General features: G+C 58.0%; 10 protein-coding genes. 7 read left to right on the plus strand and 3 right to left on the minus strand.

The features are described 5' to 3' along the window. The 3 genes from yidD to rpmH are packed head-to-tail and all read right to left on the minus strand — an operon-like array spanning window position 1 to window position 832. A complete protein-coding gene (yidD, locus tag AC56LG_RS12685) occupies window positions 1-261 on the minus strand; it encodes a membrane protein insertion efficiency factor YidD (RefSeq protein ID WP_192056872.1) in 261 nt (86 codons plus the stop codon). After that, window positions 258-668, minus strand: a complete 411-nt coding sequence (gene rnpA / locus AC56LG_RS12690; RefSeq protein ID WP_497166450.1) for a ribonuclease P protein component — start codon at window positions 666-668, stop codon at window positions 258-260. The genes yidD and rnpA overlap by 4 nt, the downstream gene beginning before the upstream one ends. A 29-nt stretch (window positions 669-697) precedes the next feature. Further along, a complete protein-coding gene (gene rpmH / locus AC56LG_RS12695) occupies window positions 698-832 on the minus strand; it encodes a 50S ribosomal protein L34 (RefSeq protein ID WP_040378179.1) in 135 nt (44 codons plus the stop codon). Between the two features lie 346 nt (window positions 833-1,178). Between rpmH and dnaA the strand changes: the two genes are divergently transcribed. The 7 genes from dnaA to AC56LG_RS12730 all read left to right on the plus strand — a co-directional run bounded on the left by dnaA (window position 1,179) and on the right by AC56LG_RS12730 (window position 18,112). Then, window positions 1,179-2,567 carry a chromosomal replication initiator protein DnaA gene (gene dnaA / locus AC56LG_RS12700; protein WP_192056870.1) on the plus strand — a complete coding sequence of 463 codons (1,389 nt, stop codon included), beginning with the start codon at window positions 1,179-1,181 and terminating at the stop codon, window positions 2,565-2,567. A gap of 94 nt (window positions 2,568-2,661) precedes the next feature. After that, window positions 2,662-3,768 carry a DNA polymerase III subunit beta gene (gene dnaN, locus AC56LG_RS12705; protein WP_192056869.1) on the plus strand — a complete coding sequence of 369 codons (1,107 nt, stop codon included), beginning with the start codon at window positions 2,662-2,664 and terminating at the stop codon, window positions 3,766-3,768. Window positions 3,769-3,858: 90 nt separating this feature from the next. Then, entirely contained in the window at window positions 3,859-6,360 is a 2,502-nt protein-coding gene (gyrB, locus tag AC56LG_RS12710; RefSeq protein ID WP_497166451.1) for a DNA topoisomerase (ATP-hydrolyzing) subunit B, read from the plus strand. Window positions 6,361-6,867: 507 nt separating this feature from the next. Further along, window positions 6,868-8,775, plus strand: a complete 1,908-nt coding sequence (locus AC56LG_RS12715; protein WP_497166452.1) for a hypothetical protein — start codon at window positions 6,868-6,870, stop codon at window positions 8,773-8,775. Then, complete coding sequence (locus AC56LG_RS12720; protein WP_497166453.1) at window positions 8,772-10,331, plus strand: hypothetical protein; 1,560 nt, start codon at window positions 8,772-8,774, stop codon at window positions 10,329-10,331. The genes AC56LG_RS12715 and AC56LG_RS12720 overlap by 4 nt, the downstream gene beginning before the upstream one ends. Continuing rightward, window positions 10,325-15,742 (plus strand): FtsK/SpoIIIE domain-containing protein, encoded by a 5,418-nt coding sequence (locus AC56LG_RS12725; RefSeq protein WP_497166454.1) that lies wholly within the window; start codon window positions 10,325-10,327, stop codon window positions 15,740-15,742. The genes AC56LG_RS12720 and AC56LG_RS12725 overlap by 7 nt, the downstream gene beginning before the upstream one ends. A gap of 15 nt (window positions 15,743-15,757) precedes the next feature. Next, window positions 15,758-18,112 carry a GmrSD restriction endonuclease domain-containing protein gene (locus AC56LG_RS12730; RefSeq protein ID WP_497166455.1) on the plus strand — a complete coding sequence of 785 codons (2,355 nt, stop codon included), beginning with the start codon at window positions 15,758-15,760 and terminating at the stop codon, window positions 18,110-18,112. Window positions 18,113-18,136: the final 24 nt, after the last annotated feature.

The raw sequence follows: 18,136 nt of genomic DNA on the forward strand, positions 1-18,136 counted from the left end.
TCAGGAGTGGTTGCAACCGCAAGCGGCTGAGTGGGAATGCTTGTGCCGATTCGGCGGTACCGGATCGACGCCGCCCGCGTTCCAGGGATGGCAGCGGCCGAGGCGGCGCGCGGCCAGCCAGCTGCCGCGCAATGCCCCATGGGTCTGGAGCGCCTCGATGGCGTAGCTGGAACAGGACGGATAAAAGCGGCAATTCTGCCCGAGCATCGGCGACAGCACGAGCCGGTAGGCACGCACGATCCAGATGAGCAGGGTTTTCATGGCGTCGGCGGCGCCGCGAGCGGCCCTGAAGGGCGGCGCGGACGTTGCGAGGCGAGCAGGCGCGACAGCTCGGCATGCAGCAGGCGTTTCAAGGCGCTGTTGGTCGCCGGCCCGGCCTTGGTATTCACCGGACGCGCCAGGCGGACGATGCAGTCGACGGCCTGGATCTCGTTCGTGCGGAACAGTTCACGCGTGATGCGCTTGATGGTATTGCGGGTGACAGCGCGCGGCGCGAAACGCTTGGCCGCGACAATGCCCAGCCGCGCATGGGGCAGCGGGCTGGGACGTGTGTACAACACGAAATGCGCGGATTTTTGCGCTGGCCGCAAACGAAAAACGGATGAAAACTCATCCGTTTTTAAAATGCGCCGAGCGCGCGCGAAGTCGTGCGAACCTTCGCCTGTCATGGCCGACCGCAGGAAAGCAGGCGAAAGGCTTAGACAGCCAGACGCTTGCGGCCCTTGGCGCGGCGTGCGTTCAGGACCTGGCGGCCACCACGGGTAGCCATACGTGCGCGGAAGCCGTGCGTGCGCTTGCGACGAACGACGGAAGGTTGGTAAGTACGTTTCATGGTGGTCTCGCTTAAAGCAAAATAGGATGCAAAATCGGGTCTGACGTCTTTCGTCAGGAATCGGCGCCAATGACAGTTCGCAGTCTTGAAGTTTGCGTCACGCCACAGCTAAGTCCGTGCATTTCTCAACCATAAAACTGTTGGCTGACAGGCGGGCGGACAGGGAACCCTGAATTAGACTCGATTTGGTGGCCGGCTGTCAAGGCAGCTGTTGTTTCCTGCTGTCGATTGACGCTTGGATAACTTCGTCTTTATCCCCAGCCTCGCTGAAAAATCTGGGGCAACCTGTGGATAACTAGCGCGGAGACGGGTAAAATAGCGTGTTACGTTTCACTAAGCCGCACACATGGAAAATTTCTGGCAGACCGCCTCCGCGCAACTGGAGCTCGAGCTGACGCCGCAACAATACAGCGCGTGGATCAAACCGCTCGTCGCCCTCGACTACGAGGACGGCAAGCTGCGCATTGCTGCGCCCAACCGCTTCAAGCTCGACTGGGTGAAGTCGCAGTTCGCCAACCGCATCACGGCCCTGGCCTGCCAGTATTGGGAAGCCCCGGTCGAGGTGCAGTTCGTGCTCGACCCGCGCCTGAACATGAAAAAGCCGGACGCCGTGCGCCCTGCCCCGACCAGCCAGGTCGAGCCGGGCCAGCTGCGCCCGTCTGCGCCCGCCGAGCCACAGCAGAACCTGAACATCGCCAATTCGCCCAAGCGCGAGCAGAGCCGCATCAACCCGGACCTGACGTTCGACAGCTTCGTCACCGGTAAGGCCAACCAGTTGGCGCGCGCCGCCGCGATCCAGGTAGCGAACAACCCGGGCGTCTCGTACAACCCGCTGTTCTTCTACGGCGGCGTCGGCCTGGGTAAGACCCACTTGATCCACGCGATCGGCAATCAGGTGATGGTCGACAACCCGGGCGCGCGCATCCGCTACATCCACGCCGAGCAGTACGTGCGCGACGTCGTCACCGCCTATCAACGCAAAGGCTTCGACGACTTCAAGCATTACTACCACTCGCTCGACATGCTGCTGATCGACGATATTCAATTCTTCGGCGGCAAGAGCCGCACGCAGGAAGAGTTCTTCTATGCCTTCGAGGCGCTGATCGCGGCGAAGAAGCAGATCATCATCACCTCGGATACTTATCCGAAAGAGATCACCGGCATGGACGACCGCCTGATCTCGCGCTTCGATTCCGGCCTGACGGTCGCGATCGAACCGCCGGAACTGGAAATGCGGGTGGCGATCCTGCTGAAAAAGGCGCAATCCGAAGGCGTGGTGCTGTCGGACGACGTCGCGTTCTTCGTCGCAAAACACCTGCGCTCGAACGTGCGCGAGCTGGAAGGCGCGCTGCGCAAGATCCTGGCCTACTCGCGTTTCCACGGCAAGGACATCACGATCGACATCGTCAAGGAAGCCCTGAAGGATTTATTGTCGGTGCAGAACCGCCAGATTTCGGTGGAAAACATCCAGAAGACGGTCGCCGACTTCTTCAACATCAAGGTCGCCGACATGTACTCGAAGCGGCGCCCGGCGAACATCGCCCGCCCGCGCCAAATCGCCATGTACCTGGCGAAAGAGTTGACCCAGAAGAGCCTGCCGGAAATCGGCGAACTCTTCGGCGGCCGCGACCACACCACCGTGCTGCACGCGGTACGCAAGATCGCCGGCGACCGCCAGAAAAACGCCGAGTGCAACCACGAGTTGCACGTGCTGGAACAGACCCTGAAGGGCTGACCGGACGGCAGCTTGCCGGGGGTAGCAATTACCCTCGGCAATAGGCAAAATAGCAGCAGTACTATTTCAGCAAACAACCCCTCTGAGGACAACTATGCAATTGGTCAAAACCACCCGAGATACCCTTCTCCGGCCACTGCAGATCGTGAGCGGTATTGTCGAGCGTCGGCACACCATGCCGATTCTGGCCAATATCCTCATCCGCAAGGACGGCGAAAGCGTCTCTTTCCTGTCGACCGACACCGAAGTGCAGATCACCACGCTGGCGAACATCGGTTCCGGCGACGACATCACCGGCACCACGGTCGCCGCCCGCAAGCTGCTCGACATCCTGCGCGCGCTGCCGGAATCCGGCGACGTCACCATGACGCTGGCCAACAAACGCCTGACAGTACAGAGCGGCAAGTCGCGCTTCGCGCTGCAGACCCTGGCCGCCGAGGAATTCCCGACCGTCTCGGTCGCGGACACCTACAACGCCAGCGTCACCCTGCCGCAAAAGACGCTGAAGCACCTGTTCAACATGGTGCACTTCGCGATGGCCCAGCAAGACATCCGCTACTACCTGAACGGCTTGCTGCTGGTGCTGGACGGTAACAAGGTGATCGCGGTCGCCACCGACGGCCACCGCCTTGCTTTCTGCCAGGTCGAGGCCGAGCAGGAATTCACGCGCCAGGAAGTCATCATCCCGCGCAAGACCATCATCGAACTGCAGAGATTGCTCGAAGAAAGCGACGAAACCGTCCAGCTCGACATCGCCGCCTCGCAAGTGAAACTGACCTTCGCCGACATCGAACTGGTGTCGAAGCTGGTCGAGGGCAAGTTCCCCGACTACACCCGCGTGATCCCGAAGGGCTATAAGAACGACTTCACGATCAGCCGCGACGAGCTGCTGCGTTCGTTGCAGCGCGCCGCCATCATGACCAGCGATAAGTTCAAGGGCGTGCGCTGCATTATCACCCCGGGCAGCATGAAGATCAGCTCGACCAATGCCGACCAGGAAGAAGCGGTCGAAGAACTCGAGATCGACTACGGCGGCGACCAGATCGACATCGGTTTCAACGTCACGTACCTGCTCGACGTGCTGAACAACCTGAAGTGCGACCAGGTGAACATCGCCCTGGGCGACTCGAATTCGTCGGCCCTGATCTCGATTCCCGACAATGGCGACTTTAAATATGTCGTCATGCCGATGCGCATCTAACTAGTACGCATCGCGGCGCTGCCTCTTGTTTAATCAAGAGGCACCCCGAACTGAGCAGTCTGAATACACAGTTTTTTGAGAAAGCAGTCCATGTCCGATAACACCAACGAAATGCCCCAATCGCCGATGCAGTCGGACGAATACGGCGCCGCCTCGATTCAAATTCTGGAAGGCCTGGAAGCGGTGCGCAAGCGCCCGGGCATGTACATTGGCGATACCTCGGACGGCACCGGCCTGCACCACCTCGTCTTCGAGGTGCTCGATAATTCGATCGACGAATCGCTGGCCGGCTATTGCACCGAAATCCATGTGACCATCCACGCCGACAATTCGATTTCGATCGCCGACAACGGCCGCGGCATCCCGACCGGCGTCAAGATGGACGACAAGCACGAGCCGAAGCGCTCGGCCACTGAAATCGCCCTGACCGAACTGCACGCCGGCGGCAAGTTCAACCAGAACTCCTATAAAGTGTCGGGCGGCCTGCACGGCGTCGGCGTGTCCTGCGTAAATGCGTTGTCGAAGCTGCTGCGCGTGACCGTGCGCCAAAAAGGCAAAGTGCACCAGATGGAATTCGTGCGCGGCGTTCCGCAGAACCGCGAAATCGAGATCGTCGACGGTTTTGAAGTTTCCCCGATCAAGGTGATCGGCGAAACGGACAAGCGCGGCACCGAAGTGCACTTCTGGGCCGACGAAGAAATTTTTACCACCGTCGAATTCCATTACGAGATCCTGAGTAAACGTATCCGCGAACTCTCGTTCCTGAACAACGGCGTCAACATCAAGCTGAGCGACCACCGCACCGGCAAGGAAGAAGTGTTCGCCTTCGAAGGCGGCACCCGTGGCTTCGTCGAATACATCAACAAGACCAAGAGCGTGCTGCACCCGACCGTGTTCCAGGCCACCGGCGACCGCATGTCCGAGCACGGCACGAATATCTCGGTTGACGTCTCGATGCAATGGAACGATGCCTACAACGAGCAGGTGCTCTGCTTCACCAATAACATCCCGCAGCGCGACGGCGGCACCCACCTGACCGGCCTGCGTGCGGCGATGACGCGCGTGATCAACAAATACATCGACGAGAACGATTTCGCCAAGAAGGCGAAAGTCGAAATCTCGGGCGACGACATGCGCGAGGGCCTCACCTGCGTGCTGTCTGTCAAGGTGCCGGAACCGAAATTCTCGTCGCAGACCAAGGACAAGCTGGTGTCGTCGGAAGTGCGCGGCCCGGTCGAGGAAATCGTGGCTAAAACGCTCACCGACTTCCTCAACGAAAAGCCGAACGACGCCAAAATCATCTGCGGCAAGATCGTCGAAGCCGCCCGTGCCCGCGAAGCCGCCCGCAAGGCGCGCGACCTCACCCGCCGCAAGGGCGTGATGGACGGCCTCGGTTTGTCGTCGAAACTGGCCGACTGCCAGGAACGCGACCCGGCGCTGGCCGAACTGTACATCGTCGAGGGTGACTCGGCAGGCGGTTCCGCCAAGCAGGGCCGCGACCGCAAGTTCCAGGCGATTTTGCCGCTGCGCGGCAAGGTGCTGAACGTGGAAAAGGCGCGTTTCGAAAAGATGCTGTCGTCGGAACAGATCACGACCCTGATCGCCACGCTCGGCACCTCGATCGGCCCGGACGAATTCAACGTGGATAAACTGCGTTACCACCGCATCATCATCATGACTGACGCCGACGTCGACGGCGCCCACATCCGTACCCTGCTGCTGACGCTGTTCTACCGCCAGATGCCGCAGCTGGTCGAGCGCGGCCACATCTACATTGCCCAGCCGCCGCTGTACAAAGTAAAAGCCGGCCGCGACGAGCGCTATTTAAAAGACGACGTTGAGGAAGCGAGCTACATGATGATGGTGGCGCTCAACACCGCCTCGCTGATCCCGCGCGAAGGCGCCAATCCGATCACCGGCGAAGCCCTGGCCGAACTGGTGCGCCAGTACAACCTGGCCAACGCCATCATGATGCGCCTGACGCGCGTGATCGACCGCGCCGCGCTGACCGCCATCATGGGCGGCGTCACGCTCGACATGATGACGCTCGACGCCGCCGAGGCCTCGGCCAAGGCGATGGAAGCAGCGATCAACGACCCGGCCGTCAGGGTGGTCGTGCGTTCGGACGAACTGAGCGACAAGCACGCGCTGCGCATCGAGCGCATGCGCCACGGTAACGTCTACGTCACCTCCATCGATGCCGACTTCGTGCTCAGCAACGACTACGCCGTACTGGCAAATGCCGCCGCCACCTTCCAGGGCCTGATGGGCGAAGGCGCCATCATGCGCCGCGGCGAAGGCGAGAAGATGAAGGAATTCGCCGTGCGCGAATTCCACGAAGCGATGATCTGGCTGCGCGAAGAAGCCGAACGCGGCGTGTCGAAGCAGCGATATAAAGGTCTGGGCGAGATGAATCCGGAACAGCTGTGGGAAACCACGATGGATCCGACCGTGCGCCGTTTGCTGAAGGTGCAGATCGAGGATGCGATTGCGGCGGATCAGATCTTTACGACGCTGATGGGGGATGAGGTAGAGCCGCGCAGGAACTTTATTGAGTCGAATGCGCTGCAGGCGGGGAATATTGACGTTTAGAGTGCACTTGTTGGACAATAGATAAAGTTAAAACGTCGTTAGATAAAAGAGCCAACCTATCAAGGTTGGCTTTTTTTTGCACACTCGTTTCACTACTACCCTCCCAAATTTCCCCAATAGCTTAAACAAGCCAAAACAACAGTCAAGGTTGTCGATAACCCTGCAAAATTTCACAATTGCAATTTTTGATGGTAGGATAACTTCAAGCTAATTATGTCCGTATTAATATCTGATAACCCAGACATCGCGGTAATAGCGCCATATCGGGACCAGTTACCAAAAAAAAAGGACATCAAATTGCAATATTTTTAAAAAGCTAACGGTTTGGCAGCTTCTGCAAAACATCGTTAGCGGACAATTGCAATAAAGCCCGCGTCATTACTGAGGTTTATAAAATTTCAAGCCAGATGCTCTCAACGTCAAATTGGTTACTCTGCACACTCGGCATGTTCAAGTCCGAAGAGTAGAGGTGCGGCGGGGCAAATGATATCAAAATGGGGATGTAAAATGACAAATGCCAGCCCGCATGGCCAAGGGGACGGCGGAGCACCGCCTGCCAGCGTTTGGGTGCGCTTTCTGCGTAGCTACGGCCCGACGCCGCAAAACCTGACGATGTTTGACGAATACGTGTCTGGTGCGCTTCGCAGAGCCAACGTCCAGCCGATCAGCTTGTCGACGCCGCTTCTTGAAGACATGGTCAAACATATTGAGTCTAAGGTACCGGGCTCGATGCTGATCGCCGGCACCGCAGGCGATGGCAAGACCTATCACTGCCGGGCTCTTTGGACTCGCCTGGGCGGCGATCCCAAGTCTTGGGCCGCCAAAGGAAATGTCAAGGAGCTACGGCTGGCCGATGGCCGCTTGGCCACCTTTATCAAAGATCTCTCCGAATTTAATGGCCAGGAAAGCGATCAACCGCTCCAGCGCTTTGAAAAGTCAGTGCTCGGCGGCGATGACTCTGAAATCGTGATCCTAGCAGCCAACCATGGCCAAGTACTTGACCGCCTGCGCGACCTGGGAAAACGACAAGGCGGCAGACATCCGCTTCGCACGCCGTTGCAAGAGTGCTTTCTGCAAGCCGGTCCGGCACCTGATCGCCTAGCGGTGTTCGACCTTAGTCGCACGACTACCCGCAAAACCTTTGAAGAGGTCGCGAAAGCGGTGGCGGGGCATCCGCAATGGGACGGTTGTTCTAATTGCTTTTTGAATTCCAACGGAAGGATCTGCCCAATCGACGAGAATCGCCGACGATTGTTCGGCGCGGCCGACGGCGGGCAGCTTGCTGGTCGTTTGGGCGACCTAATAGAGATAGCACGCCTCAACGGCATGCATCTGCCGGTGCGCGACTTGCTTGCCCTCTGCTCAAACATGATCCTCGGGTATTCCGACGCAAAGGGTGCGAAGGAGAACCTTATGACTTGCGCCGATGTGGCAAAGATCCAAGAGGCGGGCAACGTCAGTAAGGCCAGCATCTATGCCAATGCCTTCGGAGCAAACCTGCCCAAACGCAGAGCTGCTGACCGCCCTGTCTTCAAGGCCATGATGGGCTTTGGCGTCGGTGAGGAGACCACCAATGGGGCCGATGGCCTGCTGGTCTACGGCAAGGACGATTCGAGACTGCAGGCTGACTTCGCGCGCCTAATAGCTAGCGACCCTATCTATGGAGCCACGGCGAACTACCTGGTGGCCCAAGATGATTACCTAGAAGGCCACGAGGGAGCGAGGCTCGACGGCGGTGCGGCCGAGTTCATGGAGATGCTCGAAGACCAGCGTCGCAGGCTCTACTTCACGCTGCCTAAGGACGAACCCGGATACTCGCGCTGGGCCATGACAGTCTTCCGTTACGCAGGCGAATACCTTGAGCTCATCGATACGTTAGTGAACAAGACTGCCCAGGTTAACGAGGCTGTCCGCGGCCGGATCGTGAGAGGCCTGAATCGTGTTTTGACAGGACTCCTCTTAGAGAACGCCGACCGGATCTTCATCGCAAGTTCCGGCGGATTTACACAGAGTCGTGTAAGCGTGCTTTGCGACTACGATACCTCCGCACGCCGGCAAAGCGGTACAGGTATGGCCATCAAGCTCAATGCAATGACTGGCCGCCCCTTCTTGGAAGTTTTGCTTGCTCCGGGAGCGGCTAATGGAGTGATCTTCGATCTTACGCCCATCCGCTACGAGTTCCTTGCTCGCGTCGCGGACGGCGCGCTTCCAGCAAGCTTCTCCAACGAATGTCTTGAAGACCTTTTGGCCTTCAAGGCCAAGCTGCTGCGCAAGGCAGAGACGGTTCGCAGGGAGGCCATCGCCGATGACGACGAGGTTGGCGGGGAAGACTCGTCCATGACCCTTAACTTCATCGACATCGAACCCGGGGGACGCGGCATGACTCGCCCTGTGAATGTGAAAGTTTCAGCATGAGTAAAATCATCAAACGTCCAAAAATCGACCGGGTCGATTTCTGCGTCGACGAGAACATTTGGGGACATCGACTCTACGACGAGCAACTTCCGCATTTGACGGTTCTTGAATTTCTCGGCGTACTAGGGTCCAACCTAGACAAGCCTTTGCGACCCCACGAGGGCCTGAGCGGCGCCATCAAGTTCAAACCACAGCGTCAAATACGGCTACGTGGACTGCTCTTCAATAATCCCTATGTGGAGTCCATCGCTGGAAGTAAGCTCTCGGACGAGGAGAAGTGGCGCCAATGGTTCGATAAGTTTGAGCAAGGAAAAACGGGTAATGGAGACGGGGCCAGCGATGTAGCCTATCTGCGCCAATCTTTCAGCAGCTTCGATGATTTCGCAAAAGCGATCGAACTGCTCCGTTCATCTTCTTTCGAGTTCCATAGCAACAAGCGCTGGAGCTCGAAGTTTGTCTTCCCTTTTGGACCGGACGCGCTCTATGAAGATTTGGAGATCGACTCGAAAGGCAACATGAGCAATGACCGGCGATTTTTCGCGCGGTCTGGCGAACTGCTCTATCTGATGCTCTCCCGAGCCAAGCGCGGTGCCGAACTCGGCGATTTACTTGCCAATCAAATGTTCGAGCGATCAGCACCGATGAATCGGCTAGCCCGAGCGCTCCAGGGTACGCCCCAGTCTCCAGAGGATCCTCGCGTTTCTGGCTACCTGCCAGAAGCGTCGAGCCCACGCTTCGACCAAATTTGCGAAGACTGGCTGGCAATTCTGTCCAGAGACATGCCGGTCTATGACGCGCTTGAGCATCTGATCGCGATCACTGGTCTCCATATGCTTCTCTACTTCCTCGAACGAGCCAAGAAAACCGCCGGCAATGACGAGCCTGTCGAGTTTGTCTGCGAGATAGTTTCCAAAGACGGCCGCAAGGTGCGAGCTCTTTCCGGCGATAGCTATCTTGCTAATCAAGGCCTTTCCGAAAAAGCGATCCGAGCCCACGTCGAATCGATTCGAAACGAAAAGACCTGGATCGATGCGGATTCCGCTGAGTTTCCCGAAGCCGAGCGCATGAAGCTTTTGTATGAGGCCTTCCAGTGGCCACGCGTGGGAGGCAGTGAAGAAGACGACTATTCCGGCCAAAGCCCTGACCAGTTGGTCTCTAAGCTCGTCGAACTGGCATTGCCCCGACATGGCCAACACGTAGGGAAAATCCATGCATCATGGTCGCGTGCAATAGGCCTGAGCTCTCGTCGGCTTTCGCGACGGTATCGGTATGCACCTAATGACCGATTGCTTAAATCTATCGTCATCGCGGTCGTTGGTGACCGAATGCAGTTTGACGAATTCTTGGTAGAAGCTAAGCGCCGCTATGGCTTGGTAATCGGCGATGCCGAAGGTGTTCACCTCGTAGAGGCAAAGTCTATCGACCAGGGGGAACTCAGCGAGAACCGCGACAATCTAGAGGCCCGGCTTGTTGGCCTTGGTCTGGTGCGCCGGCTCTCAGATTCCTGCTCATTTGTTGAAAACCCGTTCTTTTCTGAAGTGGAGGCTGCATGCTGACCGACCGCATCATCGGGCGAGTTGGCGCGGAGATCCTCTCCAAGCGCCTTGCCAACCCAGCCCAAGCGGGCGACTCCGTTGCGCTCTTCCGACTCGACAAGCTATCGGCCAGCCAGATCGCCGCCGTGGCACGCTCGGTCATGGGCAAGCCGGACCTAGTCGCGCGTATGGATCTGATGATTCCAGAGGCTTTGGTAGCAGGTCAGGGCTTGCCGTCAGAGCTCTTGATCCAGCAGAACGCAGGCTACGTGCGCAACAACGCTGAGACGGAAAAGGAAGCGATTCTCACCGCCAGCGGTAGTGAGCAGAACCTTTCGGACACGCTCGCTCACGTCACGCCCATTGGCGCCAAGGAACTGAGGATCGATCCCCAACCTTGGGTCGACGCTGCATTGCACACCGGCGGGATTACGCTGGTGGCGGAGGACAGGGCTGTATTCCAAGCCGCGCTCGGCGGCCTGCTAAATGCATCCGAGCTCTCTCTAGTGCAGCTTGGCGACTTCTGCTCGGAGATCATTGAAGCCATCGCCACTAGAGGTCTCCCTATCCGCGACGCGGTCGGGTATGCGTTGCCAAGGGCTGGTCTTCCCAGGGATAGTGGGTATTTCTCCAATGCAAAGACTTTTGGGACCACGCGCGGAGCTTGGCAAAAGGCCTTTGCTAAGCTCATTTCGCAACGCGCGCCGCTACTCAAAAAACTCCGCCAAAACGGCCAGCCACTAGATCCTGATGAATTGGTTGAGCGCATCGACGCCAATGCCGCCGAGATCGCCGAAGGTGCGCGCCAAGCCTTGAAAGCCTTCGCATCGGCTCCGGTGGGCGATCAAGAAGCTGCAGCTTCTCTCGCGCAGTTCGAGTGGGAATCCGAAGGGGTATATCTCGCGTTCGACAAACCCAAGGAAAAACAACAAGGCTTGGCAGAGACAACCTTGCGCTTCTTCGACCATGACTGCGACGAAGACAACGCGTTGGAGCCTGAGGGCCGCAAACTCCTGGAAGACCTGAAGTCGCGCGAGCGGCGAGCTGACTTCACGCCCGAGGATGAAGAATTCTTCGCCACCCATCGCCGGTTTTTGGAGCTCGACTCCAAGCTGCTATCGCGGTGGGAGAAGGCGCTGTTTGGAAAGCCGATTGAATGCAACGACTTCTTCGATGGATTCGCTCGAGTAGTTAACAACCTCCACGCTGGACTTGAGGACTCCGAAGGCGAGCGCATACTTCGCTTTACCGTCAACAAGGGGCGGACTGAATGGCGCGAGCGGTTCAATCATGACGCAGGCAGTTTCTTTTCCGCGATGTATCGCGGCATCCGCGACCTGATGGGCGCCAAGGTGCAGTGGAAGGTCACGCGCATGACTACTGCAGACCTTCCAGACCCGCTGTTCGATTTCGAGCGCTACATCGCAAGGGAACGCGAGATCGCCACGAGCCGGAACAAGAAGCTTAAAGCAAATTCATCGCTCGCGCGCCTCGCATTGCAGATCAAATTCGATGTTGAACTTTTAAAAATCAAGGGCGATACCGAGACTCGCATCAATAAGACGCAACTGCTTTGGAGCTACAAACCTACTACCATTGGCCTGTCCATGGTAGCGGATATGCGCCGACTATTGGACAAGGGAGCGGTCGGCTGCACTGAGGTCCCACGTCGGCTGGTAAGCAAAAAAGGCGGGGTTCAAAACGTCTCACTTCTCGACACCGGCACCCTGGAAGCCACTTACTCCACTGACGCGGGTTCCCTTGTTCCTGCCGCCAACAAACTCCGTAGCTTCCGCCAAGAGATCAAGAGTCGGATCAAGGAACTGACTGACGACGGCCGCTTGACGCCTCCTCAACGCGAAGAGGTTCGAGGCGCCTGGGATAAGTTCGAAGGGGACTATATCCAGGCGCTGGACGACTTCGTCAACAGCGGCCTCCATGGGGAAGCGGTGATGCGCCAGGCTGAATCCTTTGCCGCGCTGCTGGACACCTTGATGGCCCACGCGCGTGGCGACCTTTGCCGGTCGCGTTTGGTGTCTGAGGTCCTGTCGGTGGGCACGACCCGCGTGGCCGGTGACAACCCCGCGCTAATCATACCGCCTTGGCATCCTGAACGCATGAAGGCATTGGCGGTAAAGTCCCGCCGCGTAGCGGGCTTCGCCACTCATTTGCTATCCAGCGGAAGCATACTTTATGGAGATCGCGAGATCTTCATGCGCGAGCTTTCGGACGAAATCGCCCATCCCTTCTACCCAGAGATAGCAGTCCTCAACAATGGCGGGTCCCCCAAGCTAGTCAGCGAAAGCAGCACGGTTAACGGCTACAGCCTTTTGGAGGCCCCGGTTCGCGGCGATGAAGACGCCATGACCGACGTTGATCCAGCCGCTGCGGCCAAGCAGGCGCGCGAACTCTTGGAGCGTTACGTCGGCCTGCAGCCTCATGAGGCCGCCAACCTCAGTGTCGTGCTCTACAACGCCGACGCGGCCGAGTTGCCGCTGGCGACCGTGCGCGAGCTTTCCTCCATTCAGGAGGACGGCAAGTTTCAGTGCAGTGTGTCCGTTCGGCATGCCGACCAGGCGAAACTTCGCAGCGTCTATGGAGAACTGGTCAACAAGGTCGGTGATGATCCTGACCTGCCGATGGTCAGCGAAACCAGCGACAACTTCATCTCAAAGCTGCGTATCGCAGTCACTCCAATCTCGTCGACTCCCAGCGAAAGCGCTCAGGGCTTCAAAGCTTTCGACGTGGCCTTCCTGCATGACGTGGTCGCCCGCTCCGCGAAGGTGGAATGGCTACCCGTAGCTTGGACCAACGACCGGCCTAGCCTGGAGCACGCGCCTTCGCGTTGGTCCTACCGCAGTGTCTCAGGCGAGGACGAACTCAAGTCCACTACGTTCCTGACCTGCCCTTGGCAAACGGCCTCGGGATGGTCCTACGTAACCGCTGTCTCTGCCGTCTGTAATCAGAAGGACGCGACAGTCGACAAGCGATTGTTGCCGGCACGCCGCATTTCCCTGCAAAGCCAGGAACTAGCTGCATTGATCAATGACGCACACAACCTTGCAGAATGGGTCGCCACTTACGACGAGCTATTAGACAAGCGCCAGCTTCAACACAACAACATTACGGTTGTCAGGTATCGCCGTGGCTCCACTAACGGCCGCAACATGATTGTGAGTTCGACTTCCGAGCTGCGGCTGCTTAGCGTGCTTGTCCGGCGTCGTCTTGATGAGCTGAAGCTACAACTTACCTCGGATGAGGTCAATGATGCCGCCGAGAAGGCCAAACGCGATGCTCTGTCAATTTCCGGCGACATCGTTTTGCGCGCGGCGAAACGCGGCGTTTCTGCGGGCGAAATGATCGGCCTAGTCCTCAGCCGCCATCTACTCGCGGATGAGTTCAAGGCTCTCGCCAGCGGGGGGCAAGCCTTGACGGCATACTTCCTTCTCGACGACTACGCAAGCTGGCTTTCTCAACCTGAGAGCCGCATCGCTGACATTCTGGCGCTTAATGTCGAGGAGAAGGAGGATACGATCCGAGTAGTCATTTCGATCGTCGAATCGAAGTATGTGAGCGCCGATGGAATAGCCGCAGCACGCCGCAGTTCGAAAGATCAGCTTCTAACCACGCTGGGCCTGTTCCGTGAGGCCCTCTTTGGCGATCCTGGCCGGCTTGATCGAGATGTGTGGCTGGCCCGCCTAGCCGACATGCTCATCGACGCAGATATTCCTCCAGGGATGACGGGTTTGATGGAGCGCGCTCGCTCGAAGCTTCGAGAAGGGGAAGTGGAGATTTCACTTCGCGGCTATTCGCAGATCTACGTCCACACCTCGGACGCTGGCTCGGCGTCTGCCTCCGAGCAAGATCTTCTCTTGGATGAGAGTGGCGTCAAGGCTTGGCAGGAGGTTTTCGATCGCGTTGATCTCAAGAAGCTAGTCGAGGCATACGCCAAAGGAACAGGCAGTATTGAAGCTCGCGCGGCTCTCGGTGCGTACGAAACCTGGTCCGGCCATAGCTTCAAGAAGCCAGCACCTCGCGTGCCCTGGCTCGCGGCCATGGGCCAGCTCGCGAACGGGGGCGATGAAACTGGGGTGAAAGCCAAGGAAGTCGAGGAAGTCGAGGAAGTTCAAACCATAGACGACACCGGCTCAGATGCGCAAGAGCCTTCGATTCCTACGCAAAGCTCAGCCCAAACCAGCGACGCGTCACCATCTTTGACCTTGGTTCCGGCGTTAGCGCCATCGGCGCCAAACAGCTTTGGGCCTTCTCTGTCCGCGCTTGTCGCTTCAAAGTTCGCTGGCGGCACGCAAGCCGACGCCGAGCGGGAGGAATGGGCACAGGAGTTGACTAAGAAGCTCAAGGCCGCGCTCAACAGCTACGGGCTGCAGGCCGTGATCCTTGGGACGCGGTTGACTCCTAATGGCTGCCTAGTGCGCCTGGCAGGCTCCGACCGGCTTCGCGTCGAGGACATCGAGAACAAGCGCACACAGCTTTTGACCACGCATGCGATCAACCTCGTCACGGTTCAGCCAAAACCTGGCGAAATCGTGGTGACGGTTGCTGGCGCCAAGCGGCAAGCCGTGTCGCTTTGGGAGTTGTGGTCCCGCCGCGAGCTAAATCGCAATGTCGCCGGCATCAACACATCCTTCCTCTTGGGTCTACAAGAGATTAACGGCGCGCTGCTGTATCTGAACCTCGGCGCTGAGTTCGGTGGGCTCTTATCTCATGAGCCGCATTCGCTGGTGGCCGGCGCCACGGGCAGCGGCAAATCGGTACTGATCCAGGCATTAATTCTGGACATTGCCGCGACGAACTCCAAGGATTTAGCACAGCTCATCTTGATCGATCCCAAGATGGGCGTCGACTACGCCCCATTGGCTGACTTGCCGCACATGCGCGATGAGATTGTCACCACGAAGGAGAAAGCGAGCGAGGTGCTTGAAGCCTTGGTCCAGGAGATGGAAGATCGCTACCGAGCGTTCGCCAAGGCGCGTGCGCGCGACCTGCCCACCTATAACTCAAAGGTTCCGGCCGCGGAGCACCTACCCATGGTTTTCCTAATTCATGATGAGTTCGCGGACTGGATGCTTGACGACGCCTACAAGGGCGCTGTAGGGGCAGCCGTGCAACGCTTGGGTGTAAAGGCGCGCGCGGCAGGCATTCACCTGATCTTCGCCGCCCAGCGTCCCGACAAGGACGTGATGCCGATGCAGCTTCGAGAGAACCTGGGTAACCGTCTGATCTTGAAGGTCTCTAGCGAGGCGACTTCCAAGATCGCGCTAGATCGTCCTGGCGCCGAGCTGCTGCTTGGCCGAGGACATCTAGCCGCTAAGCTCAACGGTGAGCAAGGATTAGTCTTTGCGCAAGCCTCGTTCCTGTCCGACCAGGACATTGAAGCGGCCGTGGCCGCTATCCGAGCAGATAACCATTAATTAAGGGAAATTCTTGTGGCACAGCCATTCAAACACGATGCAGCCAGCTTGCTCGACTTCTTTTCACAGAGCGGGCGCGGCTTCTACGTCCCCTACTATCAACGCAATTACTCGTGGGACGAAGAGAACGCCACGAAGCTGATCGAAGACATTTTCTCCAGCATCAAGCGCACGCTTACCAAGCCAGAGAACAGCATCTTCCTTGGCACGGTTATCCTGCACGACGAGAAGAACGTGCAAACTGGCGTCCACTCGGACACGCCAAATCTCTTGACCAAGGTCGCAAACGTCGTCGATGGTCAGCAGCGCATTACCTCTATCGCGATGCTGGCGTGTGTGATCGCAGAGCAGATCTCCCAGACCGTGCCCAAACTCAAGGCTTTAGCCGGCTCAGCGACGGAGTTCGATGCGTTGGCGACCGAGTTGACTGATGAGCTTCCTAACATCCGAAAGTTCTTCTCGGTTGAGATCACTAAGACCGGCGCCCAGCCGGCGCTGAAGCCGAAGATCATCCGGGCGGGTGACGTGTCGGCGAACCCTGTGTCCGATCAGTGGACGCTAAGCGGCCCTATCGACAATTTCTATCGCTCCAATACGTCGAGCTTTTTGTCGAGGTTCATCGCCGGCATTTCTATCGACGCGATCCCAACCGATGAGCGAGTGGGGTCCGTGCTGAGGGTCTTCCAAGAGACGATTAGCGAAAAGGTTCAGGCGGCCGACGCGGTCCTCGCCATCGGCCTGTTGTCGGCAAACAGCGTCGTCGATGGAAGCCTGTTCAGTTTCATGGCTTATCCGCCCACCTGGTCGAATATCAGCTCTCTGGCGCCGGACGAGCAATCCGTTTATTGCGGCGGAATGTTGCTGCTGGCGGTATGCGCTTTTTTGAAGAATTCGTGTCACCTCGTGGTAATCGAGTGCCTGGATCTAGGATTGGCTTTCGACATGTTCCAGTCGCTGAACGCCACGGGCACACCTCTAACCGCTTTCGAAGTGTTCAAGCCGCAGGTAGTCAAAGCGTGGGGCACCGGCTACTCGACGGCGATTAAGCCGCAAGTCGACCGCATCGAGAAGGTGTTTGAGACCGAGAGCAATTCGTCGGACAAGGAAGAGCTGACGGATAAGGTGATCGTGTCCTCAGCCTTGGTTTTCAATGGGATGGAACGCAGCCGAAGGTTCAGCGAGGAACGCGACTGGCTGACAGATACGCTTGACTGGTCGTTAGCTGCTGGCGTGCCGACTCAGAAGTCGGTCGACTTCGTCACGACCATCGCAGACCAGGCCGAGTATTTCCTGACCTTCGTGAAGCCTCGGAGGTCGCCGAAAAATTCGAACACGTTCGGCCTCTGCGATCGCTTGATGCTCTTGGGGCTGTCGCAGCAGCAAGCTGACCGCGCAGGACTGTGTGTCTTCTATCTCAAAGACGCAGGCCATCAATTCTCGCATGCCGTGCTAAGCGTGTTTTATTCCAAGTTACTTCGCTCGCAATTGAACGCGGCGAACAAGGCTACCGCAGCGGCTGAGTTCGTAGCTGTGTGCGAGGCGACTGCCGCCTTTTTCACGCTCTACATGGGTGCGCAGCAAGGACGTTTTCCTGATTCAGACTATCGAGCGCTGTTCCAGTTAACTGCAGGGAATATCTCTTTTGCCAACGGGGCGGCCAACCAATCCGCGTCGTTCGTCAAGGCGGCATTTCGGCAGGCTTTGGAAAATCAAAAGATCTATGATGCTTTCAACGCAATCGCAGCTCGGCAGATCTGGGTGGACCTGGCCAAAGAGAATGCCTGGTATTCACGCAAGGCAGTTTGCCGGTTCGCGCTGTTTGTTTCGGCTAATGACGCCGCGCCGGATCTCACCGCTGGCAACGAAGGGTTTTTCACTGACGGCATGGCTAACTCGGCCGATCTGCTGAACTGCCGCGTATGGCACATGACGAGCTACGAAGTGATCGAACACGTGGCTACACGTGATCAGCCATCGACGATCAAATTCCCGGCTCACTTTGACGCCACTATCTACCCAGGCAACTATTCGATTGTCGATAAGCTCGGCAACCTGACCCTGCTGTCCACGGCGGTGAACTCCTCGATCTACTCGGAATGGCCGGACAAAGTTTTCTACTACTGGAACCTGACCATGCCGGGATCGACGGCGGCTGGCCCAAGTGGAACCGCTCTGGCCGCTGCACTAGGCATCGGCAGTGTTCCACCCGCACTATCAACATTGGTCGCCGCGTCGAACTACCAGTCGCACTTGGCGCCCCTCGCATTTCGTGGGCAAGGTGGTCAACATTGGGATGCCGCGTTCATTGCGCGGCGATCCGAACACCTGTGCCAACGGGTCTTCGACAAGCTTGACGCCTGGCTACGATAGCTGCTTTGGATCTGGCGCAGTCCA

Source organism: Telluria sp. ZB2R32 (assembly GCF_059685715.1).